The following is a 22,866-nucleotide window of genomic DNA, read 5'->3' as shown; positions in this document are numbered from 1 at the left end:
GTTCCGTTCTCTGAGGGGGGTCAGCCGCAGCTGGTGGCGGGGTAGGCGGCTTCGAGGGTGGCGCCGTCCGCGGTCGCGAGGACCTTCCCGGCGGCGATGCCGGCCTGCCGTGTCGTGAACACGACCGACGAGGTCGCCCCGGCGTCGAGGCCGGTGATCGCCTTCGCGCCGAAGTCGGAGGTCAGCACGACGTCCACTTCGGCATCGCCGACGTTCTGGGTCTTGACGACCACGGTGGCCTTGCCCGCGACGCACCGCACGGAGGCGACCACCGTGAGCGGCGCGGTCACAGTGACCTGGGCCGTGACGGGAGCGCGCGAGTCGTCCTGCGCGACACCGGCAACGGTGAACGTGCCGGGCTGCGCGTACTGCGCCGCGGCGATCGCGTCCCACACCACGGCGACGTCCTGCTCGGAGCCGTCGGCCTTGGTGAGGTGCGCGCCCGGCAGGACCGGCGCGGTACCGGCCTGAGTGGACACGTTGATCGCGTCGGCGCTGGTCACCGCGAGGTCGGGTGCGAAGGCCGCGAGCACGGTCTCGTACTCGTCGCGGGTCACCGGGATGACGGTGCCGTGGCGGGGCTTGCCGCCGTCGGCGTTCTCCGGCAGGTTCTCGCGCAGGGTCGACCCGACCGGCTCCCACGCGCTTCCGTTGGCGATGTCGTCGGTCGCGAACGGGATGTAGTAGTTCGGTCCGGCGTGGTACGAGGGCTGGTCGATGAAGAGGTACCACTCGTAGCCGTTCACATCGCCCTCGTTGGCGGGGAAGATGCTCGGGCCCTCGCCCTGGGTGAAGGTGCCGCCCGGCTCGCCGTTCGGCAGGCCCGTGGCGACCTGGTCCTTCACGAGCGTCCACTCGTCGGCCGCGCCCGTGGTGCCCGGCAGCGTGCCGGTGACCGTGGCGAGGAGGTCGGTCGACCGCTCCTGGCGGATGGTCATCGACGCCTCGTCCTTGATGAACCGGTAGAAGGTGTCGTCCACGCGGGCGACGGTCGCGTCGATGGTGCCGCGGCCGGTGCCGCGCTTGACGTCGACCCAGGGCTGCGCCTCGGAGAAGTGGACGAAGTCGTCGGTCGTCGCGTACATCATCCGGTTGTAGGTGACGGCCGTGCGCGCGGAGGCGTCGGTCGTGTCGTAGAGGTTCGAGGCCCAGTAGACGACGTACGTGTCCAGCTCCTCGTCCCAGTACGCCTCGGGCGCCCAGGTGTTGCCCGCGAAGTCGCTCGAGACTTTGACGTGGCGCTGCTCGGACCAGTGCACGAGGTCGTTGGACTCCCAGACCTCCATGTAGAGCGACCCGGTGCGCTGGGCGGCGTCGAAGCCGCCCGCGAGACCGGCGACCTTGAGGTCGGTGGCGAGCATGTAGAACCGGTCGCCTTCGGCCGAGCGGATGATGAACGGGTCGCGCAGGCCTTCGGTGCCCTGGGTCGAGGTGAAGAGCGGCTGGCCGTCGTTGAGGGTGTTCCAGCTGAGGGCGTCGTTGCCGCGCGAGGCCGCGAGGCTCACCTGCTCGGCGCCGTCGCCTTCACCGGTGAAGAACGCCCAGACGTAGGCCTCTTCTTCGGCGCCGGCGGAAGGCAGCGGCTGGACGGCCAGCGCGAAGTCGCGCGTGCGGACGGCGTCGCCGATGCGGGCTGTGGCCGTGACGACCACGGTGACCGGGTCCTCGCCTGCGGCGGGGCGGTCGACCACGAGGGTCCGGGTGCCGTCGGCCGCGCCGTCGCGCAGTGTCAGCGGTGCGCCTGCGGGGACGGTCCATTCGATCGCGGCGCCGTTCGCGCCGGTCGTGGGCACGGAGATGTTGGTGCGCACGTCGTCGGCGCTGGCGATCGCGACCGCTGCGAGGTCGGCGTCGGCTTTCTCGGTGTCGGTGAGGTCTTCGGGGACGAGCACGGTGTACGTCCGGGTCCGCGTTTCGCCTGCGGCGGTGAAGAGCGCGGTCAGGGTGACGCTCGCGTCGCCGGTTCCGGAGGCGGGGCGCGTCACTGTCGCTGCGCCGCTGTCGATCGCGATGGCGTCGTTGTCGGAGGACCAGGTGATGGCCGCGCCGTAGGCCGAGGTCGGCAGCGTGAAGTCGGTGTCTGCTGTCGACGGCAGGGTCACGGACGCGACGGCGCGGTCGAGTGCGCCGTCGGTGTAGAGCGCCTGCGCTGCGGCGGCGTCGAGGGCCGTGCCGTAGACCGCGAGGTCGTCGAAGTCGCCTGCGAAGAACGCGTCCTTGTAGGTGGAGCGGCCGAGGTAGGCGACGAGGCTGGCGCCGAAGCTCGAGACGTTGCGGGCGATGGTGTGCTCGGTGGTCTTCACGCCGTTGACGTAGAGGGTGAGTTTCCCGTTGGTGCCGTCGATGACGGTGGTGTAGAGGGCCGTGCCTGACGGGGTCTGCACGCCCGCGGTGGGCGTTCCGGTTGCGCCGGCGCCGATCTCGGTGCTCCAGGGCGCCGAGGCGTTCGCGGTGTTCGTGACGACGGACTTGACGTAGCCGCTCGGGTTGGCGGGGTTGAGCAGCCAGTACCCGCTGGAGAAGGAGGCGCCGGAGGCGACGGGGGCGCCGATGAAGGCGGCCGCGACGTTGGCGGGGCCGGAGCGGTCGGCGACCCAGGCGGAGACCGTGAGGTCTTGCAGCCCTGCGAGGTCGGCGGTGGGGATCTCGACGTACGCGGCGGTGCTCGTGGAGGAGCCGCCGGGGAGGGAGAGGACGCCGTCCGCGAACTGGGCGCCGGACTGGCGGAGGACGCCGTCGTTGCCGTTGCCGGATTCGTCCGCGATCGTGATGCCGTCGGCGGGCGCCTGGTCGAAGGAGTAGTGGAGGAGCGGGGCCGTGTCGGCGGCGTATGCGGGGGGCGTCGTGGCGAGGCCCAGGGCCAGGGCGGCGGTGACGCCTGCGGCGGCGAAGCGGAGTTTCACGGGGGGGGTGCCTCTCGTCGTTGAGATGGGCGGGGTCGGCGCGGGGCGCCGGGTGGTCGGTGATGGCCGCCGACACCTCACCCTGAGCCGGGTCGGGTGAGGCGTCGGCGGGTGCCGCTATTCGCGGCGTCGGGCGAGGACGGCGCGCTGGAGCAGCACGAACACCAGGAGGATGCCTCCGGTGATGATGGTGGTCGCCTCGGGCGGGATGCCGCCGTCGCGGGTGATGAGGACGTTCATGAGGCCGAGCACGAGGGCGCCGACGACCGAGCCGAGGACGAACCCGGCGCCGCCGGTGAGGAGGGTGCCGCCGATGACGGTGGCGGCGATGGCGTCGAGCTCCCAGCCGATACCGGTGATGTTCTGGGCGCTGCCGAGGCGGGCGGTGTAGACGACCGCGGCGAGGCCCGAGAGGGTGCCGCTGATGATGTAGACCCACATCTTCGTGGCCGCGACGGGCAGGCCCATGAGGGCCGCGGACTGCTCGGAGCCGCCGATCGCGTAGACGGTGCGGCCGGTGCGGGTGCGGTGGAGGACGAAGAACGCCAGCGCGACCACGGCGACGGCGATGATCACGCCGGGCGTGATGACGATGTCGTCGACTTTCGGTCCGTCGTAGATCTCGATCTGGGTGCCGAGGGAGCGCAGCGGCGAGTCGTCGGCGAGGCGTTCGGGCACGGTGCTGAGGATCGAGGCGAGGCCGCGTCCCAGGAACATCATGGCGAGGGTCGCGATGAACGGCTGCACGTGGAAGTACTGGACGAGGATGCCCGAGACGGTGCCGAACGCGGTGCCGATGAGGACCATGAGCGCCATGGCGAGCCAGGGGTTCCAGCCCGCGTTGACGAGCATGACGCCCGCGACGCTGCTGAAGGCGATGACCGCGCCGACCGAGAGGTCGATGCCGCCGGTGAGGATCACGAAGGTGAGGCCCACGGCGAGGATGATCAAGTGCGCGTTGTTGATGAGCAGGTTCGACAGGGTGTTGAACTGCACGATCCGCCCGTACGCGGCCTCGCCGTAGATGATCATGCCGATGAAGATGACGACGGCGGCCGCGGTGGGCAGCGTGTCGAGGTGCAGCGACAGGCGTTTGGCGAGGGCGCGGACGCCGGTGGGCCGGGTCGCGGGGTTGTGGGTGAGCGCGCTCATGCGGCGACGACCTCTCGCTCGGCCGGGCGGGCGGGGCGTGCCGCGCGGCGCTGACGGAACATGCGCCGCACCCGCTCCGACTGCAGGAGGCAGAGCACGACGATGACTACGGCTTTGAATGCGGGCGTCGCCGACGACGAGATGCCGAGGAAGACGACGGTCTTGTCGAGGGTCGCGATGAGGATTGCTCCGACGACGGCGCCGGTGATGTTGAACTTGCCGCCCGCGAGCGAGGTACCGCCGATGACGACGGCGAGGATCGCGTCGAGTTCGAGCTGGTAGCCGGTGCGGGAGACGTCGACGGTCATGACGCTCGCCGTCGCGAACACGCCCGCGAACCCGGCGAGGACGCCGCTGAGGATGTAGACGGTGAACAGGAGCGCGCGGCGGTTGACGCCCGCGAGCCGGGCGGCCTTGGCGTCCATGCCGATCGCCTCGAGCATGAGCCCGAGGGCGCTGCGCCGCACGAGGAGGCCCATGGCGAGGGCGAGGAGCAGGGCGAGGAGGAACACGACGGGGAGGCCGAGGACGTAGCCGTTGGCGATCCACCGGAACGTCTCGTTCACGGCGGTGGTGTTCTGCCCGCCGGTGATGACCTTCGCGAGGCCGCGCCCGGCGAGCATGATCACGAGCGTGCTGATGAAGGGCTGGAGTCCGACGACCGAGACGAGGACGCCGTTGACGGCGCCGAGGGCCGCGCTCACGATGATGACGAGCCCGATCGCGGCGAGGCCGGAGCCGGGCGTGTCGGGGGCGCCGTTGAGGAACTCCATCGACACGGCCCCGGCGACGGCCATGACGGACCCGACCGAGAGGTCGATGCCGCCGGTGGAGACGACGAGGCACATGCCGACGGCGATGAGGATGATGGGCGCGGCGGCGCGCAGGATGTCGATGACGTTGCCCGCGAGGTTGCCGGAGGGGCCGATGGAGACCGCCAGGTAGCCGGGGTCCTTGACCAGGTTGACGAGGAGCAGCAGCGCGATGGCCACGATGCCCCAGAAGTACTGGCGCCGGACGAGGCCTTTCAGCGCCTCGGACGGGCCGTGCGCGTTCGCGCTCATGTGGTGACCTCCTCGCGGACCGCAGCGTCCGCGCTTGCGTCGCCGAGGCCGTCCTCGGCGATGACTGTGACGATGGAATCGGCGGACACGCCTTGCCCGCCTTCGAGTTCGGCGATCTTGCGGTGGTCCTTGAGGACGATGATGCGGTCGCTCTGGCGGACGACCTCCTCGATCTCGGAGGAGATGAAGAGTACCGAGAGGCCGTCGTCGGCGAGGCCTGCGACGTACTCCTGGATCTCGGCCTTCGCACCGACGTCGATGCCGCGCGTGGGCTCGTCGAGGATGAGGAGGTCGGGTTCGGTCGCGAGCCAGCGGCCGAGGAGGACCTTCTGCTGGTTGCCGCCCGAGAGCAGGCGGATGGGCCGCTCGGGGTCGGCGGGGCGCACGCCGAGCGCCGAGACGTACTTCTCGACGATGGCGTCCTGCTCGCGGCGCGGCAGGGGGCGGGCCCAGCCGCGGCGGGCCTGCACGGCCAGGACCAGGTTCTCGCGGACGCTGAGGTCGCGGATGATGCCCTCGTCCCGGCGGTTCTCGCTGGAGAAGGCGATGCGCCGGGCGAGCGCCTTCGCCGGCGTGGAGATCTCGGCCTTCTCGCCGTCCAGGGTCACGTCGCCCGTGTCGGGGCGGTCGGCGCCGTAGATGAGGCGCGCGAGCTCGGTGCGGCCGGAGCCGAGGAGGCCCGCGAGGCCGACGACCTCGCCGCGGTGGAGCTCGATGTCAGTGGGGTCGATGGCGCCCTTGCGGCCGATGCCCTTCGCCGCGTACAGCGGCGCGTCGTCGGAGCGGACGCGGCGGGAGGCCTTCGCGTCGAGGGACTTGAGCGTCGCGATGTCCTTGCCGATCATCTTGGAGATGAGCTGGGCCCGGTCGATCTCGCCGATGGGGTACTCGCCTTCGAACCGGCCGTTGCGCAGCACGGTGAGGCGGTCGCTGATCGCGTACACCTGGTCGAGGAAGTGCGAGACGAAGAGGATGGCGACGCCCTGGTCGCGCAGGCTCCGGATGACGGTGAAGAGCTGCTCGACCTCGTTGGCGTCGAGGCTGGAGGTCGGCTCGTCGAGGATGAGCACCTTGCACTGCGCCACCATGGAGCGGCTGATCGCGACGAGCTGCTGGATGGCCAGCGGCAGCGTCGAGAGCGGCTGCTTCGGGTTGAGGTGGCCGAGCCCGAGCTTCTTCAGGGTCTCGCCCGCCGCCCGGTGGGTCGCGCGCCAGTTGATGCCCGAGACGCCCCTGACCTCGTGGCCGAGCATGACGTTCTCGCCGATGGTGAGGTTGGTGCAGAGGTTGACCTCTTGGTACACGGTGGAGATGCCCGCGTGCTGGGCGTCGGCCGTCCCGCCGAGGCGCCGCGGCTCGCCCGCGATCCGGATCTCGCCCTCGTCGATCTTGTAGACGCCGGTGAGCGCCTTGATGAGCGTCGACTTCCCGGCGCCGTTCTCGCCCATGAGGGTGTGCACCTCGCCGGGGAAGAGCCTGAGGCCCACCTCGTCGAGTGCTTTCACGCCGGGGAACGAGATCGAGATGCCGGCCATCTCGACGATCGGAAGCGATTCTGACATCGCGTGCTCCACATGCTGTCGCCGCGGCCGCGCCGCGGGGGGTGGTCTGGTGCGGGGCCCCCGGAGGGACCCCGCACCAAGGGGGGAATGCCGCTCCGGATTAGAACTTGCGGTCGGGAAGCGCGGTCTCGGCCGCCTCGGGCGAGTCGAAGGTCGCGCTCGGCACGACGATGCTGGACTCGACCTCGTCACCGGCGAGGACCTTCTCGACGACCTCGAGGGCGGTCTCGCCGAAGAGCGGGTTGTACTCGGCGACGAAGCTCAGCTCGCCCGCGGCGAGCGCGGTCAGGGCGTTCTTGGTGCCGTCGATCGTGGCGATCTTGACGTCCACGCCGGGGGTCAGGCCGGCCTCCTGGACGGCCTGGACGGCGCCGAGGCCCATCTCGTCGTTCTGGGCGAAGATGAACTGCACGTCGTTGTTGTTGGACTTCAGGACGGTCTCGACGACGCCCTTGGCCTCTTCAGTCGACCAGTTCGCGGTCTGCGCGCCGACCTTGACCAGGCTCGGCTGGGCGCCGGCGACGGCGTCGAAGCCCTCGTTGCGCTCGTTCACGACCGAGACGCCCGCGGGGCCCTCGAGCACGAAGTAGTTCGCGCCGTCCGGGAACGCCGAGACGGCCCAGTCGGCGACGGCCGTGGAGACCTCGATGTTGTCGGGGGCGATGCGGGTGACGTAGAGGTCGGTGTCGTTGGGCTCGATGCCGCGGTCGAGGAGGATCACGGGGATCTCCGCCTCCTGCGCGCGCTTGAGCGAGTCCTCCCAGCCGGTGGCCTCGGTGGCCGAGAGCAGGATGACGTCGACGCCTTCGTCGACGAACGACGTGAACGCGTCGATCTGCGACTTCTGGTCGAGGTTGGTCGCGGGGGCGTACTTGAGCTCGTAGCCCGCTTCCTCGGTGAAGGTGTCCTGGATGTTGGTCTCGTTCGCTTCGCGCCAGGCGCCCTCGGGGCCGACCGCGACGAAGCCGATGGTGGTCACGCCGTCGTCTTCAGACTCGCCGCCGCCGCCGCAGGCGGCGAGGCCGAGCGCGAGGGTGCCGACGGCCGTCATTCCGATCGCCTGGGCAAGGCGCTGCTTTGCAGACATGGTTCTCCTCCTTGAGATGCCGGACGCAAGGACCGCCCGGCGGTCCGGACCGCGGGGTCCGCTGCCGATCGCAGTGGAGCAGGGGTGCGTTCCGGATTCTTGTTACCGGGAACAATTTAGCGTGAACTGTTTCACGGAAGCAAGGCCCGTGTCACAATCGTGACCGAATAACTCCTCGGACTCCCCGTCCAGGTCCGCCGCGATCATCTCCACGATCGTGTCGACGGTGACGCCGGGACCGTTGCTGAGCTCGCCGATCTTCTCGCGGTCCTTGAGCACCACGATCCGGTCGCTCAGCCGCACGACCTCCTCCAGCTGCGAGGAGATGAACACGACCGCGACCCCTTCGCCAGCCAGCCGCGCCACGCGCCGCTGGATGTCGAGCTTCGCGCCGATGTCGATCCCGCGCGTCGGCTCGTCCAGGATGAGCACGTGCGGGCGCGTCGCCAAGAGGCGCGCGAGCAGGATCTTCTGCTGCGTCCCGCCCGACAGCTCCTCCACCGGGCGGTCGATATCGCCCGCGTCGATATGGAGCGCGTCCAGGTACGTCTCGATCAGCGCCGACTGCTCGCCGCGCGAGAGCGGCCGCGACCACCCGCGCATCGCCTGCAGGGCGAGCACGATGTTCTCCCGGGCCGTGAGCCCGCGGATGACCCCCTCCTCGCGGAGGTTCTCGGTCGACAGCGCGATCCGCCGGTGGAGCGCCGCCCCCGGGCTGCGCAGCTGCACGCGGGCGCCGTCCATCCAGATCTCGCCGCTGTCGGCCCGCTCGGCGCCGCCCATGAGCCGCGCCAGCTCGGTCCGGCCCGAGCCGTTCAGCCCCGCGAAGCCCACGACCTCGCCGCCCGAGAGCTCGATGTCCGTCGGGTCCAGCGTCCCGCGCCGCCCCAGCGCCGAGGCCTTCAGCGTCGGCTCGCCCGAGGCCGAGTAGTGGTGCGCCAGCCGCTCCGACCGCAGCGCCTTCAGCGCCTCGATGTCCTCGCCGATCATCTTCGAGATGAGCTCGGCGCGGTCGAGGTCGCCCGACAGGTACTCCCCCACGAAGCGGCCGCCCCGCAGCACCGTCATCCGGTCGGCCACGTCGAAGACCTGCTCGATGAAGTGCGAGACGAAGAGGATCGCGACCCCGCGGTCGCGCAGGCCCCGCACCACCCGCAGGAGCGTGTGCACCTCGGCCGCGTCGAGGCTCGACGTCGGCTCGTCGAGGACGAGCACGCGCGGCTCCAACACGAGCGCCCTGGCCACCGCCACCAGCTGCTTCACCGCGGGCGACAGCGCCGACAGCGGACTGCGCGGGTCGAGGTCGTCGAGCCCCAGCCGCGCCAGCACCTCGGCGGCGCGGGCCCGGTTCGACTTCCAGTCGATGCCGAACCTCCCGCGCACCTCGTTGCCGATCATCACGTTCTCGGCCACCGTCAGGTGCGGGCTCAGGTGCGTCTCCTGGAACACCGTCGCGATGCCCTCGGCGCGGCTGCGCGCCACACCAGCGGGCATCCGCTCCTCGCCCTCGATGCGCACCTCGCCCGAGAGGATCGGGACAGTCCCCGTCAAAGCGCCGATCAGCGTCGACTTCCCGGCGCCGTTCTCCCCCATGAGCGCGTGGACCTCGCCCGGGTACAGCGCCAGGTCCACGCCGTCGAGCACGCGCACGCCGGAGAACTCCACGGTGATCGCCGACATCGCCACCACGGGAATGTTCATGACGCCCCCCTCGGAGCCGCGGTCGAGGACCGCACCAGCAGCTCGGCCGGAATCCTCGTCACGCGCGGGATCTCGCGCTCCTCGATGGCGGCACGCAGCAGGTCCACGATAGCGGTGCCCAGCGCGCGGAAGTTCTGCCGCACCGTGGTGAGCGGCGGCAGCACGTGCGCGGCCAGCGGCACGTCGTCGAACCCGACCACGCTGATGTCGCCCGGCACGGAGAACCCGCGCTCGTACAGGCCGTGGACGAGCCCCACCGCCATGTCGTCGTTCGCGGCGAACACCGCCGTGTAGTCGGGCATCTCCTGGATGCCGCGCGCGAAGTCGTAGGCGAAGTCGGCGCTCCAGTCGCCCACCACGATCGGCCGCTCCCGCACGCCCCAGGACTTGGCGCGCGAGTGGAACGCGCGCTCGCGGGCCCGCGCGTCGAGCCAGTCCAGGGGCCCGGCCAGGTGCAGGATGTCGCGGTGCCCGAGCGAGACGAGGTGGTCGACGGCGAGCGTCGTCCCCTCCTTCTGGTCGAGCGAGACGCTGAGGAACGTCGGGTCCTTGTCGGGCTTGACGACCAAGACGGGGACGCCGATCGAGATCTTGCGCAGGGCCGCGATCGACGACGAGCGCGGCGCGACCACGCACAGCGCGTCGACGCCCTGCGTCGTGAGGTTGTCGACGGCCTCCTGCGGCGAGATCCCGTCGCCGTCGCCGAGGGCGATCGAGGTGACGGCGTACCCGGCGGCGCGCGCCGTGGACTCCAGCGCGCGGAGCGTGCTCGTCGGGCCGAACTCGACGGCGCTCTCGACGATGACGCCGATGCGCTGGCTCTTCTGGGTCGCGAGCGCCCGCGCGGCCATGTTGGGGCGGTAGTCGAGCTCCTCGATGACCTCCAGGACGCGGCGCCTGGTCGCCTCCTTGATGTGCGGGTAGTCGTTGAGCACCCGCGACACCGTCATGTGGGAGACCCCGGCGAGCAGCGCGACCTGCCTGATGTTCGGCTTGTCAGCGCTCGTGTTCGCCACGCACGTCCTCCAAAACGCTCATCTCCATCGGTCCGTCCTTCGCGGTGGGGGCGCCGTGCGGCCATGACGCACGACACTCCCAGCCTACCGATCGCTGGTAACGGGAACATCATCCGCATGATCCGGCACCATAGGCCGCCGCTCCCGCGTACTCCCCTGAGGCCGAGGTGCCGCTCACCGCGGCCTCACCGGCCGGGACGGCGGCCTGGCGCGTCGTGAACACGACGGAGGCCGTGCCTCCCGGGGCGAGCCCGGTGACGCTCTTCGACCCGTACGGGGTCGTGACCTCGACATCGGCGGGCACGTCATCCGCATTGCGGACGCTGACGACGACGAGGACCTTCCCTGCCACACAGCGCGTCGACGCGACCGCCTCCAAGGCGAGCGACGGCAAGGCCACGGTCACCGTCATCGTCACCGTGCGGTTCGCTTCGGCGAGCCATTCGGCGTCGGTCATGTCGAGGATCGGGGTGCCGTCGGTGCGGAAGTAGACCATCCGCACCCCGGCCGTCCTGGCGCCCGTCGCGGTCGGCTTGGCGTGGAACACGTTGAGCAGGTTGCCGTCGCCGTCGAGGACGTAGGCGTTGTGCCCGGGGCCCCAGTTGTTCGCGATCGGCCCTTCGTAGCTCCAGATCGGATAGCTGCGCTTGCTCCAGGACGCCGGGTCGGTGAGGTCGGATGCGGCTGAGGCTTCGAGGAGCCCGACGGCGTACGTCTCGTCGACGCCCGATCCCGAGAACGTGATCATGACCCTGCCGTCGCGCTGGATGACGAACGGCCCTTCGTCGACCGGCGCCGTGTTGTAGTCCCAGCCGAGGTTCGGGATGGAGAGGATGACCGGGGCGGTGGTGATCCGCCATGCGCCCGTGGCGGACACGTCGGCCTTCGCGATCTTGACGACCGCCGGGGCCCAGGCGCCGGTGGTCGAGGGCTGCCCGTTCGCGTCGTACTTCGTGCGCTGGTTCCACACGAGGTAGTCCTGGTCGCCCGCGCGCATGTGCGTCATGTCGATGGTGAGGGTCAGGCCCGCGGCGGCGAGGGGGCCGCCGTCGGTGCCCTGCACGCGCTGCGGGGTCTCCCAGCTCGCGGCGAGGAGCGGGTCCTGGCCGGGCTTCAGGCGCATGGTGTGGGCCTGGATGTTGAACAGGTCGCCGCCGCTCGCGACGTTGCCCGCGAAGGTGAGGTAGAGGTCGCCGTCGATCTCGTGGAACTCGGGGGCCCACAGCTGGCCGCCGCTCCCGTAGAGGCCCGAGCCGAGGATTCGGTTGTCGGCGGCGGCCTTGATGCCTTCCACTGTGGAGGCTTCGCGGACGAAGAGCTCGTCCTGGCCGTTCTCGTCGGTGGAGATGAAGAGCCAGGTCTGCTCGTCGGTGGCCGGGTCGGTGTACCGGTGCATGTGCGGGTCGGCGCGGCCGGAGACGAGCGGGAAGACCTGCGGCTGCCAGCGGGGCGTGCCCGTGACGGTGTAGGTGCCGGGGGTCGAGGTGTCGACGGCCGCGAGCTGGTCGGCGTTCCACGTGACGCCGAGGTCGTAGGTCTGGCCGTCGGAGTACGCCGCGGCGACCTGCTCGGGCGCGGTGAACTCGCCGCCTTGCGCGACTTCGATGGCGGGGCTCTCGATGCCGGTGTTCGCGACGCGCCCGAGGAGCCGCGCGAGCGCGGAGGCCTCCTCGCCGGTGAGCGGGATGAGGGACGCGTTGGCGGCGTTGGGGACTGCGATGGTTGAAAGCCGGCCCTCGTAGGCGCGGGCGGCGGTCGCGGGGGTGAGCGTCGTCCAGTCCGTTGTGGTCGCAGCGTTCACCGCGCCGTCCGCCTGGCGCCAGACGATGCGGTAGGCCCCGGCCTGGGCGTCCCATTCGGCGGCGGCGCGGGTCACCGCGGCCGCGTCGCTCAGCGGGAGGAAGCCGGCTTCGGTGAAGTGCACGAGGTCCGGGGTGGTGAAGAGGATCGCGCCGCGCGAGTCGGCGACGGTCTGCGTGCCGTCGGTGCTGATGCGGCGCGCGATGACGCCGAATCCGTCGTCGCCCGCGAGCCGGAAGACGTGCGGGTCGGCGAGACCGCGCTTGACGCCGTTCGCGGACTCGCTCTGCCCTTCGGCGGCGGCGTACACGACACCGGCGCCGGAGTTGAGGGCCGTGTACGAGGCACCGTCGCCGCTCAGGGCCAGGTGCACCGAGGTCTCCAGTTCGGGGTCGTCGGTGCCGCGCGTGGTCTTGGTGGTCGTGTAGGCGGCGAGGGTCGCGTTGCCCTCCTCGATCACGCGGACGCCGATGTCGCGCTGGGCCGCAGTGTCTCCGGTGCCGATGGTGGCGCGGAGTACCGCGTCGGCGAGCCCGTCGGCGGGGCCGGAGGCGATGGCGCCGTTGACGATGCTCGTGGGGCCGGAGACGACGGTCCAGGCGATGTCGCGCCCGGCGATCGCAGCGGGAAGCGCGTCGCCGGACGCGAGCACCGAAGGCAGGACGACGGCGGCGGCCGCGTCCCGGTTCGCGCCTGCGGGATCGGGGTGGGCCGGGACCGTGAACTCGTAGGTCGCGTGCTGCGTGACCGTGCCGCGTTTGAAGGTCGCGGTGAGCTGGCCTGTGGTGTCCGCGTCGAGACGGTTGACCTCGCCCGTGTCGCCCACGGCGGCGGGCGCCGAGCTCGACCAGCTGACGGCGACCTCGCCGTCGGCGCTCTTCGTCGGGAGCGCGAGATCGGCGACGAGCGCAGAGAGATCGCCGAGGTCGACCGCTGCGACGGCGCTCGCCACGAATGCGCCGCTGTAGGTGTCGTACACCGATGCCACCTGCGCCCCGGTCAGGGCCTCGGACCACACGGTCAGGTCGTCGACCGCGCCGTCGAAGTACGGGTCGACCGTGAAGGGCGACTTCGAGAGCCAGCCCGAGGTGCCTGAGGTCGCGATGCTGGAGGCGGTGTATCCCGTGGCGGCGGAGCCGACGAGGGCACCGTCCATATAGAACGCGAACGAGGTCCCGCCGTCGAGCACGATCGCGATGTCGGTCCAGTCGTCTTCGGGGAGTACCGCGTTCTGCTTCGTCACGGCCGTGGAGCCGCTCTTCATCTCGGCCCGCCCGCACCCGGCGAGGTAGGAGAGGTATTTCGTGGAGGAGTCGCCGAGGGTGAAGGGGTACCGGCAGCCGGTGGCGGTGTTCTCCCAGCGCACGCGCGCCGTGATGGTGACGTCCTGCTGGCCGGAGGCGATCGCGCCGTTCGGGATGACGGCGTAGGGGGCCGCCGATCCCGCTGCGCCGCCGGGGAAGCGCAGCGCGCTGCCGCCGTGCGTGTCGTCGACGACGGTGGCCCCGTTGTTCACCATGGACGCGTTCAGTGCCGCGCCGAGGCTGCCGGTGTTCAGGATCGTGGTCCCGGACGAAGCGGCCGTCAGCTCGTCGAAGGTGTACTGGAGTGCGGGGGTGGGCAGGTCCGCGGCTGCGGCGGGGACGACCGACGCGAGCGCCGCTACCGCCAGCCCGACCGCGCCCACCGCCGCGCGCACGGCGCCTCGGCGCCCGCCCGCTCTCGATTGCGACCTCATCGTCGACCTCTTCCTCTCATCGCGACGGCTCGGTCGCGGACGTCGTTATGGAGACGGGGCTCCCGCCGCTGCGGCGGGAGCCCCGGGTGCCGATCAGTTGCAGGAAGCGGCCGCGTACGACGCTGCGAGTTCGGACTCGCCGTTGACATCGGTGCCGGTCACGGTGACCGTGCCAGCGCCGATCGAGGCCGTGCGCGTCGTGAAGACCGCCGAGACGGTGCTCCCGGGCGCTACGGCCGCAAGCGTCTTGGTGCCGTAGGGCGTCGAGACGACGATGTCGGCGGCGGTGTCACCGGCGTTGCGCATGGACGCCACGAGCAGTACCTTGCCTGCCGCGCAGCGCGTCGAGGCGGTCGCGTCGAGCGTGGGGCCCGCGTCGGGGTCCTCGCCGATTCCGGCGTAGTGGTACATGACGCGTTCGTACTCGCGCTGCGTGATCGGGAGGATCGCGCCGTGGCGCTTCTTGAGGACGCCGAAGTCCACATCGGTCGCCTTGCTCCAGTCGGCGGCGGCGGTCGAGCCCGGGTCGGTCGTGCGGAACGGCAGGTAACCCCGGCCGGTCGCGTACTGGTCGGTCATGAGGCCGTACAGCTCCTGCGCGGCGGTCCGGTCGTCCTCGTTGTAGCGGAAGAACTCCGCGCCTTCGAGGCAGTTGCCCGAGTAGTTGCGGCCGGTGCTGCAGGCCTCGGTCGTGCCGCCGAAGATGGACTGGAGCGTGCCGACGAGCACCCACTCGTTCTCGGTGCCCGTGGTCGCGGCGGTCGCCGAGATCCGCGGGACGTCGATGGACTTGGACTTCTCGATCGTGATCTGGCCGTCACCCGAGGCGCGGTAGTACCAGTCGCCGACCTTGAACATGGTCGTGTCGATGATGGAGATCTGCCGGTCGATCCACACGTGCGGCGTCGAGAAGGTGACGAAGTCGCGGGTGGTGGCGATGTACATGTTCACGGGGTCGCCGAAGGTGTTCTGCTCGACGGACCTGGTCGCCCAGTACACGTAGTACTGCTGCGTCTCCTCGTCCCAGAACGCCTCGGGCGCCCACATCATCCCGGCGCCGGGGATCGATCCGGCGAGCTCGGTGAGGCGCGGCTCGCTCCAGTTCACCAGGTCGTCGGACTCCCAGACGACGATCTTCGTGGAGCCGGTCGTCGTCGCCTGCGAAGGGCCCCAACCGCCTCGGTGGTAGATGCTGAGGTCGGTGGCGATCAGGTAGAAGCGGTCGCCTTCGGGGGAGCGCACGAGGAACGGGTCGCGGACGCCGCCGTCGCCCTCGTCGGGGGCGAGCGAGAGCACCGGGGAGCCGCTGGGGCGCGTGTCGGTGAAGGTCGCGCCGTCCTGGCTCGTGGCGAAGTAGATCTGCTCGTCGGTGTGGCTGTCTTCGGTGCCGGTGAAGTGCGCGAAGAGGTAGTCGGTCGTCTCGGGCATGACGTAGGCCTTGCGGACGAGGAGTTCGATCTCGCGCGTCTCGACAGCGCCGCCGTTGGTCGCGGTCGCGGTGAGGAGCACCGCGGTGTCGGCGGCAGGCCGGGTCACGACGCCGGGCGCGATGCCGCCGTCGCGGGTGACGGCGACGATCTCGGGGTGGTCGGTCGACCAGGTGAGCGCCGATCCGTACCGGGTGCCGGTCTCGGGGAGGGCGATGCTGCTGCGGATGTCGTCCGCGTCGGGAATCGCCACGGCGGCAAGGTCTTTCTGCGCCTGCTCGGCCGCGCTCGGGGCGTGCAGCACCGTGACGGCGAAGGTGCGCGAGGCGGTCTGCCCGCGCACATCGGCTGTGGCCGTGAGGGTCACGTCCGTGTCGGCGACCGGCTGGGTGACCGTGCCGTCGGCGGCGATGACGCCTGCGGGCTCGGCCGACCAGCTCACGCCGCCCGCCGAGGGCAGCACGAGGTCCGCTTCGATCTGCGAGAGGTCCTGCTCGTTGAGGGCGTCGAGGTCGATGGCGGCCACGGTCTCCGCCGCGGCGGCCGGGGCGTCGACAGCGGCGATGTCGCCGAGTTGCGTTGCAGTGAGGGCGGTGTCGTATACACGGAACGACGACACCTTGCCGCGGTAGAGCGCGTCGGCCGTGTAGGCGCTCTTCCCGATGTAGTTGAGGGTGTGGGCGGTGAGGTCGGCGAGGTTGACCGTGGAGTCGGTCTTCTCCGCCCACAGTTCACCGTCGACATAGAGACGCAGCGTCGAGGTCGTGCCGGTGCCGTTGCGCGCGATGGTCGCCGCGACCGACTGCCACTCGTTCAGCGCGAGCTTGCTCGTCGCGGTCGCCGTCTGCTCCCCCGACCAGTTCGTCTTCGAGATCGACAGGCGCGGCGCGACGGGCTGGATGAAGAACTGGCCGGTCCCGGCGTTGCCCGATCCGCCGATGTTCCAAAGGAACTGGGCCCCGGTGAGGTTCTCGGGGCTCGTCTCGATGACGATGGTCGCGGCGTCCTTGCCCTGCAGGATGCCGTCGGGCAGCTTCACGTGGTTGGCCCCGCCGAACTGCATGTACCCGCCATGCCAGTCCTCGCCGCCGACGACCGCCGCGTCCCGTCCCGCACCGGAACCGTCGTGCAGCACCGTGCCCGAGGACTCCGAGAAGTCGTACGAGGCAAGCAGACCCGCCGTCGGAACCTCCGCCGCGACCGCCGGTGCACCGGCGAGCATCGCGCCGACGACCGCCAGCCCCAGGGCCCCTGACAGCGCACGCGCGGCGCGCGGCCGCGCCCTCCCGCGGGCATTCCGAACACCCATACCGATCTCCTTTGATCCTCGCCGCAACGGCGGCACGACCGCGTTGGACTGACGCGACCAGCAGATGTTACCGGGAACAATTCAGCCCGGTCAAGACCCGAAACACAACGAGGCATGTAACTACCTGACAACGCTGGCCACCGCACCGGCGGGCGGGATGGCGGTCTTGGAGCGGTAGAACTTGAGCGGGCTGCTGGAGACGGCCTCCTTCCCGGACCGCGCGTCTAGTCCGGCCTGACCGGGAGGATCAGTGCCGAGGGGTGCTCCGGTCCGCAGTAGACCTCCTGGTCGGCGGCCTTGAGCTCCACGGCGGTCGCGAGCGGCTCGCCCGTGCCGTGGTTGCGGGCGTAGCGCGGGAACGCGCCGCTGGAGACCTGCACGCGGATGCGGTGGCCGCGCTTGAAGCGGTACGCGGTCGGCCACAGTCGCACCTCGACGGTCTGCTCCTCGTCCGCGCCGGTGACGCTGGTCAGGCCGTCGCAGACGTTGTGCGAGCGGCCCTGCTCGTCCACGTCGCAGAGGCGGACGAACACGTCGGCGAAGGGCAGGCTGGAGCGGAAACGGATCTCGGCCGCGACCTCGCCGACGACCTCGGCATCGGCGTCCAGGACGTCGGTGGTGTAGGAGAGGACGTCGGCCCTCGCTTCGAGCTCGGCGTTGTCGACCCTCCCGGCGTGGCTGATGCCGATGCCTCCGGCGGCGGGGGTCGGGTCGGCCGGGTCGTAGCGGTACCGGTCGGCGCCAGGGGCTTCCGGCGCCTCGGTGGACAGTCCTCCGCCCGTGCGCAGATGGAACCGCTGGGGCTCGTAGCCCTTGGGCGGCCAGGAGCCGAAGTCGCGCCAGGCCTCCTCCCCCATCACGTACAGGCGCACCGGGGCCCGCTCGGCGGGCGCCTCGCCTCGCGCGTGTGCGAGGCCGAAGTCGAGGGCCTCGGTCACCCCGATGCTCGTGAACTCGGCGTGGGTCCAGGGCCCGACGGTGAGCCGGGCGGGCTTGCCCGCGTCCTGCAGGACCCGGAAGTCGCGGAGCTGACCGGGCAGGAAGATGTCGTACCAGCCGCCGATGGCGCTGACGGGGACGACGGTGGCCGCGACCCGGTGGCGGTGGTCCAGTCGCTCCCAGAACGGGTCGTCGCCGTCGTGCGCGAACACGTCCTGGATGTACTGCGAGCGCCCGCCGATGGCCTTGACGTCGGCGTCCTTCAAGGGCAGGGACCGCAGTGCGGCGGCGGTCTTCCTGGCCTGGGACTTCTGGCGCAGCATCGCGAAACCGCGCTCCTGGGTCGCGATCTGCACGCCCCATTCGAAGGGCAGTTCCAGGGAGACGCCGTCGGGCCGCATGAACTCCTTGGTCAGGGCCGACTCGGTCACCTGCGGGATCATGGCCTTCACCTGCGGCGGCAGGCTGTCGGCCACGGCCCACTGCACGAAGCCCATGTAGCTGACGCCGACCAGGACCATCGCGTCGCCGAACCACGGCTGCGCGACGACCCAGTCCAGTGTGTCCAGTCCGTCCTCGCGCTCCTGGCGCAGCGCGTCCATGACGCCGCCGGAGCCGAATCCGCCGCGGGTGGACTCGACGAGCACCTGGTAGCCGCGTTCGGCCAGCGGGCGGGCCATGAACGAGCCGAACATGCCGGCCCGGCCGTACGGCGTGCGGATGAGCGCGGTCGGCAGCCCTTCGGGGCCGTCCTTGGGGGCCCAGCGGTCGGCGAGGAGGTCGACGCCGTCGCGCATCGGCACGCGGAGGTCCCGTTCGACGAGCACCCGCCGGGTGGGCGGGTCGTCGAGTCTGAGCTGTCGCTGGACGAGGCGGCTGGGCAGTTTCATCGGTGGGTCTCCTTGCTCGTGGCGGTGCCTCTGAAGGCGGCTGCCACCAGGTCGGACAGGTCGGCGAGGCGTTCGGCGAACGCTTCGGGGTCGAGTTCGGCCCCGCCGCCGACCACCCAGGCGTTGACGACGGCGGCCCCGCCGCCGGTGATGAACACGGCCAGGTCTTCGGCCCGGCGTTCGCCCAGACCGGGGAGGCGGGCCTCGATCATCTGGCGGTTGGCCCCCATGATCAGGCCGCTGAGCGCCTGGTTGAGCGCGAAGGCGCTGGGGCTGTTGAACATCGCGCGGTAGAAGGCGCGGTGGGCGGCGAAGTGCCGGGCGGCGATCTGCGCCCGCTCCCGGCCGGTGGTCTCGGATTCGCGGCCGGACCAGGGTCCGACGAGCTCGCGGCGGGCCAGATCGAGCGCGGCCTCCAGCAGCAGCGTGTCGCGGTCCCCGTAGTGCTGGTACAGCAGCTGCCGGCTCACCCCGGCGGCCTCGGTGATGTCGGAGACGGGGACCGCGGCCGTGCCCCGCTCGGCTACCAGGGTGTAGGCGGCGTCGATGAGGGCTGCGCGGGAGCGGCGCACTCGGCGGTCTTTGGCCTGCGGAGCGGTCGGCGGTACGGAGTCCATACCACGATAGTAGACACGTGTTTATTAAATGACAAGTGTTGTCAAATTTTGCCGCCGCTTGCGGCCGTCAGGCCTTCTTGACGACGCTGGACTTGAGCTGCATCGCGCCGATGCCGGGGACCTTGCAGTCGATGTCGTGCCCGTCCACGCCGTCGACAAGACGGATGTTCTTGACCTTCGTGCCGGACTTGATACCGGTGGGGCTGCCCTTGACCTTGAGGTCCTTGACGACAGTGACGTCATCGCCGTCGGCCAGGACGTTCCCGACCGCGTCCTTGATCGCCCGCTGCCCCTCGGCGGCAGCGGGCGCCGCGGCCGGGTTCCACTCGTGCCCGCACTCGGGGCACACCGCCAGGTCCCCCATCGGATAGGTGTACTCGCAGGAGCATTCGGGGCACGGCGGCAGGTTCTCGTCCATGCGCGCAGTGTAAACGGCGGCCCTGGTCAGTGACGCGGCCTGACGACCCGAAGTGAACGCGGCCTCGCATCACCGGTGGTGGGCGAGGGCCTGGTGGGCGGCGGGCTGGTCGGCGGGGTCGGTGTGGACGGTGGCGCGCGTCAGACGCGGGACGGCGTGGATGAGGCGGTGCTCGGCGTCGACGGCGATGGCATGGGCCTCGGCCACGGTCAGGGCGGCGTCGACGGCGATGTCGGTCTCGGCGTGCAGCTGGTGGCCGACCCAGCGCATCCGCACGGCGCCGACACCCGATACGCCGGGAGTCTCCGTCAGGACGGCTTCGGCCCGGTCGACCGTGGCGGGGTCGACGGCGTCCATCAGGCGCCGGTAGATCTGGCGGGCGGCGTCCTTGAGCACCAAGGCGATCATGGCCGTGATCGCCAGCCCCACGACCGGGTCGGCCCAGCCCCATCCGAGGGCGACCCCTCCGGCGCCGAGCAGGACCGCGAGGGAGGTGAAGCCGTCGGTGCGCGCGTGCAGGCCGTCGGCGACCAGCGCGGCCGAGCCGATCCGCCTGCCCACGGTGATCCGGTAGCGGGCCACCAGCTCGTTGCCGATGAACCCGATCAGTCCGGCGGCCGCGACCGCCCAGAGGTGCTCGACCTCCTGGGGGTGGCGGAGCCGGTCGATCGCCGCGGCCCCGGCGGCGACGGCCGAGGCGGCGATGACGACCACGATGACGATCCCGGCGAGGTCCTCGGCGCGGCCGAACCCGTACGTGTAGCGGCGGGTGGCGGCGCGGCGCCCGAGGAGGAACGCGATCCCCAGCGGGATCGCCGTGAGCGCGTCGGCGACGTTGTGGAGCGTGTCGCCCAGCAGCGCGACCGAGCCGGTGAAGACCACGACCACCGCCTGCGCGGCGGCCGTCGCACCCAGGGCGACCAGGGAGATCCACAGCGCCCGCAGTCCTTCGCGGCTCGACTCCATCGCCCGGTCGACCTTGTCGGCGCTGTCGTGGGAGTGCGGTGCGACCGCGTGCTTCAAGCGGTGGACCCACCCGTGGCCGTGATGGTGGCCGTCCTCGTGGACGTGGTGCGGGTGGTGGTGGGCGGCCATGCGGGTCTCCTCGGCTCCGGCGCTGCCGATGCAGCGAACCCTTTATTATATGCCGATCTACCAGGCAAAACACCCGCACTTGCCCGATCTTGGCAACAGCCGCCCACCCGCACGCAGCAGGCGCTTACGGAGTGCGGGCGGTTTCGCCGAACGCGCGGCGGTAGGCGCCCGGGGTGGTGCCCAGGCGGTCCCGGAAGCGGCGGCGGAGGTTGACCGCCGAGGCGAGCCCGACGCGCGCGGCCACCGACTCGACCGGCAGGTCGGTCTGCTCCAGCAGGACCCGGGCCGCGTCGAGGCGCTGGGCGATCAGCCACTGTCCGGGGCTGACGCCGAGCTGCTCGGTGAACCGGCGGGCGAGCGTCCGGCTCGACAGCCCGGCCTGCCGGGCCAGGAGGTCGAGCGTCAGCCGCGAGTCGAGCCGGGCCGCGGCCCATGCCAGGAGCGGCGCCAGCGACTCGTCGGCCCGCGACGGCGCGGGCACCGTCGCGTACTGGAGCTGGCTGCCCTCGCGGTGCGGCGGCAGGACCATGTTCCGGGCGATCTCGGCGGCGTACGCGGCCCCGTGGTCGGACCTGGCGAGGTGCAGGCACAGGTCGATCCCGGCACCGGTGCCCGCGCTGGTCGCCACGTCCCCGTGGTCGACGAACAAGACGTCCGGATCGACTTGCACCCCAGGGTAGGCGGCGGCGAGCCGGTCGGCGTGGCGCCAATGCGTAGCGGCACGGCGGCCCTCCAGCAGCCCGGCCTCCGCGAGGACGAACGCCCCGGTGCAGATCGCGACGATCCGCGCCCCGCGCGCGTGGGCGGCCCGCAGCGCGGCGGCCACCGCCGCCGGGACCGGAGCGCCGTGCGGCTGCCAACCGGGCACGACGACCGTGTCCGCCTCCTCGAGCGCCTCCAGGCCCGCCGCTACGACCATTGCGAAACCCGCGGTCGTCGCCACCGTTCCGGGGCGCTCGGCGCAGGTCCCGAACCGGTACCGGGCGGGGACACCGGTCTTCTCGGTGCCGAACACCTCAGCGGCGCAAGCGAGTTCGAAGGGCGACTGCGGACCGTTGACCAGCGCCGTGACCTGATGGAGCCTCATGGCAGGAATATACCTGCAGGTGTCTTTCGAGACTCTGGGCGCTGACCCCGAACCACGGGAGAGTGGTCGCCATGAACGACACACGAGTGATCCGGACCGAAATCAAAGTCGACGGCGAAGCGGCCAGCTTCCTCACGGTGGAGCAGGACGGCCCGCCCGTCCTGCTCCTGCACGGCACCTACTGGAGCCGGGTCTGGCTCCCGGTCCTGGACGGCCTCGCCGAAGCGGGCCTGCGGCCCATCGCCGTCGACCTGCCCGGCCTGGGCCGGTCGGGCGGCGAACTCGACCTGGACACGGGCACCGTTCCCGCCCTGGCGGACTGGGTCGTCCGCTTCGCCACCGCGCTGCGGCTCGACGGTCCGGTCGGCGTCGCCGGTCATGACATCGGCGGCGCCGTCGCCCAGCACCTCCTCGTCCGCGGCGGCCTCGCGGTTTCGCAACTGGCCCTGGTCAACTCCGTCACCTACGACTCCTGGCCGGTGTCCAACGTGGCCCGCTTCCGCGACCCCGAGTCCGTCGCCGCGATCACCGCCGAGGAACTGCTCGCCGCCCGCCGACAGGCGGTGACGACCGCGCTGGCCGGTGCCGCCGACGAAGCGCTGATCACCGAGTACCTGGAACCGTGGACGGACGCGCGCGTCCGCCGCTCCTGGATGGCCCTGGCGGGCGCGGCCGACCACCGCTACACCCGCGAACTCGTTCCCGCGCTTGAGCAGTCGACCGTGCCGAAGCTGCTGGTCTGGGGCGAGGACGACGGCTTCCAGAAGATCGCCTACGCCGAGCGCTTCGCGGCCGAGATCCCGCACACGAGGCTCGTCCGCATCCCCGGCGCGGGCCACATCCCGACCGAGAACGCACCCGGCACGGTCGCCCGCGCCCTCGCCGGATGCTTCACCGAGTAGCGACCGCGCCTCGCGGGGCCGCCCAGACCGACGACCGCGGGTGGGAGTTCGCGCCGACGACGAGGTCGGGCAAGACGCCCTGGTCGCGAGCGGGCGGATGCCCGGCGGCAGGTCGTGCTGCCGCCGGGCCCCGGCCGCTTCGCGTTCGGCGAGCGCTGC

General features: G+C 71.2%; 15 protein-coding genes. 1 reads left to right on the top strand and 14 read right to left on the bottom strand.

Annotation, left to right across the window (positions count from 1 at the left end; genetic code table 11):
- Positions 1 to 20: 20 nt before the first annotated feature.
- The 14 genes from ACZ60M_RS12690 to ACZ60M_RS12625 form a co-directional block, all read right to left on the bottom strand.
- Positions 21 to 2,903, bottom strand: a complete 2,883-nt coding sequence (locus ACZ60M_RS12690) for an immunoglobulin-like domain-containing protein (protein WP_465417561.1) — start codon at positions 2,901 to 2,903, stop codon at positions 21 to 23.
- A 117-nt stretch (positions 2,904 to 3,020) separates the two neighbouring features.
- Positions 3,021 to 4,055, bottom strand: coding sequence for an ABC transporter permease (locus ACZ60M_RS12685; protein ID WP_465417559.1), 1,035 nt, complete (start codon positions 4,053 to 4,055; stop codon positions 3,021 to 3,023).
- Positions 4,052 to 5,119, bottom strand: a complete 1,068-nt coding sequence (locus ACZ60M_RS12680; protein WP_465417557.1) for an ABC transporter permease — start codon at positions 5,117 to 5,119, stop codon at positions 4,052 to 4,054. The genes ACZ60M_RS12685 and ACZ60M_RS12680 overlap by 4 nt, the downstream gene beginning before the upstream one ends.
- Complete coding sequence (locus tag ACZ60M_RS12675; RefSeq protein ID WP_465417555.1) at positions 5,116 to 6,681, bottom strand: sugar ABC transporter ATP-binding protein; 1,566 nt, start codon at positions 6,679 to 6,681, stop codon at positions 5,116 to 5,118. Before ACZ60M_RS12675 ends, ACZ60M_RS12680 begins: the two co-directional genes overlap by 4 nt.
- A gap of 100 nt (positions 6,682 to 6,781) precedes the next feature.
- Positions 6,782 to 7,768, bottom strand: coding sequence for an ABC transporter substrate-binding protein (locus ACZ60M_RS12670; RefSeq protein ID WP_465417554.1), 987 nt, complete (start codon positions 7,766 to 7,768; stop codon positions 6,782 to 6,784).
- 102 nt (positions 7,769 to 7,870) lie between these two features.
- A complete protein-coding gene (locus ACZ60M_RS12665; protein ID WP_465417552.1) occupies positions 7,871 to 9,469 on the bottom strand; it encodes a sugar ABC transporter ATP-binding protein in 1,599 nt (532 codons plus the stop codon).
- The gene (locus tag ACZ60M_RS12660; protein WP_465417550.1) at positions 9,466 to 10,485 is read right to left on the bottom strand and encodes a LacI family DNA-binding transcriptional regulator; all 1,020 of its coding nucleotides are present in this window, start codon (positions 10,483 to 10,485) and stop codon (positions 9,466 to 9,468) included. The genes ACZ60M_RS12665 and ACZ60M_RS12660 overlap by 4 nt, the downstream gene beginning before the upstream one ends.
- A gap of 109 nt (positions 10,486 to 10,594) precedes the next feature.
- On the bottom strand, positions 10,595 to 14,023 hold the full coding sequence (locus ACZ60M_RS12655) for a family 43 glycosylhydrolase (RefSeq protein WP_465417548.1): 3,429 nt from the start codon (positions 14,021 to 14,023) through the stop codon (positions 10,595 to 10,597).
- A 93-nt stretch (positions 14,024 to 14,116) separates the two neighbouring features.
- Positions 14,117 to 16,759, bottom strand: a complete 2,643-nt coding sequence (locus ACZ60M_RS12650; RefSeq protein WP_465417546.1) for an immunoglobulin-like domain-containing protein — start codon at positions 16,757 to 16,759, stop codon at positions 14,117 to 14,119.
- A 224-nt stretch (positions 16,760 to 16,983) separates the two neighbouring features.
- Positions 16,984 to 18,588 carry a CocE/NonD family hydrolase gene (locus tag ACZ60M_RS12645; RefSeq protein ID WP_465417544.1) on the bottom strand — a complete coding sequence of 535 codons (1,605 nt, stop codon included), beginning with the start codon at positions 18,586 to 18,588 and terminating at the stop codon, positions 16,984 to 16,986.
- Positions 18,585 to 19,205, bottom strand: coding sequence for a TetR/AcrR family transcriptional regulator (locus ACZ60M_RS12640; protein ID WP_465417542.1), 621 nt, complete (start codon positions 19,203 to 19,205; stop codon positions 18,585 to 18,587). The genes ACZ60M_RS12645 and ACZ60M_RS12640 overlap by 4 nt, the downstream gene beginning before the upstream one ends.
- 67 nt (positions 19,206 to 19,272) lie before the next feature.
- The gene (locus ACZ60M_RS12635; protein WP_465417540.1) at positions 19,273 to 19,623 is read right to left on the bottom strand and encodes a zinc ribbon domain-containing protein YjdM; all 351 of its coding nucleotides are present in this window, start codon (positions 19,621 to 19,623) and stop codon (positions 19,273 to 19,275) included.
- A 69-nt stretch (positions 19,624 to 19,692) separates the two neighbouring features.
- The gene (locus ACZ60M_RS12630) at positions 19,693 to 20,718 is read right to left on the bottom strand and encodes a cation diffusion facilitator family transporter (RefSeq protein ID WP_465417538.1); all 1,026 of its coding nucleotides are present in this window, start codon (positions 20,716 to 20,718) and stop codon (positions 19,693 to 19,695) included.
- Between the two features lie 124 nt (positions 20,719 to 20,842).
- Positions 20,843 to 21,805, bottom strand: a complete 963-nt coding sequence (locus tag ACZ60M_RS12625) for a GlxA family transcriptional regulator (protein ID WP_465417536.1) — start codon at positions 21,803 to 21,805, stop codon at positions 20,843 to 20,845.
- A gap of 71 nt (positions 21,806 to 21,876) precedes the next feature.
- Between ACZ60M_RS12625 and ACZ60M_RS12620 the strand changes: the two genes are divergently transcribed.
- Complete coding sequence (locus ACZ60M_RS12620) at positions 21,877 to 22,707, top strand: alpha/beta fold hydrolase (protein ID WP_465417534.1); 831 nt, start codon at positions 21,877 to 21,879, stop codon at positions 22,705 to 22,707.
- The last annotated feature ends 159 nt before the right edge of the window (positions 22,708 to 22,866 follow it).

This window comes from Glycomyces sp. NPDC050141, from assembly GCF_055586545.1.
The sequence above is the reverse complement of the archived record's forward strand: the minus strand, read 5'-3'. Positions and strand labels throughout refer to the sequence as shown.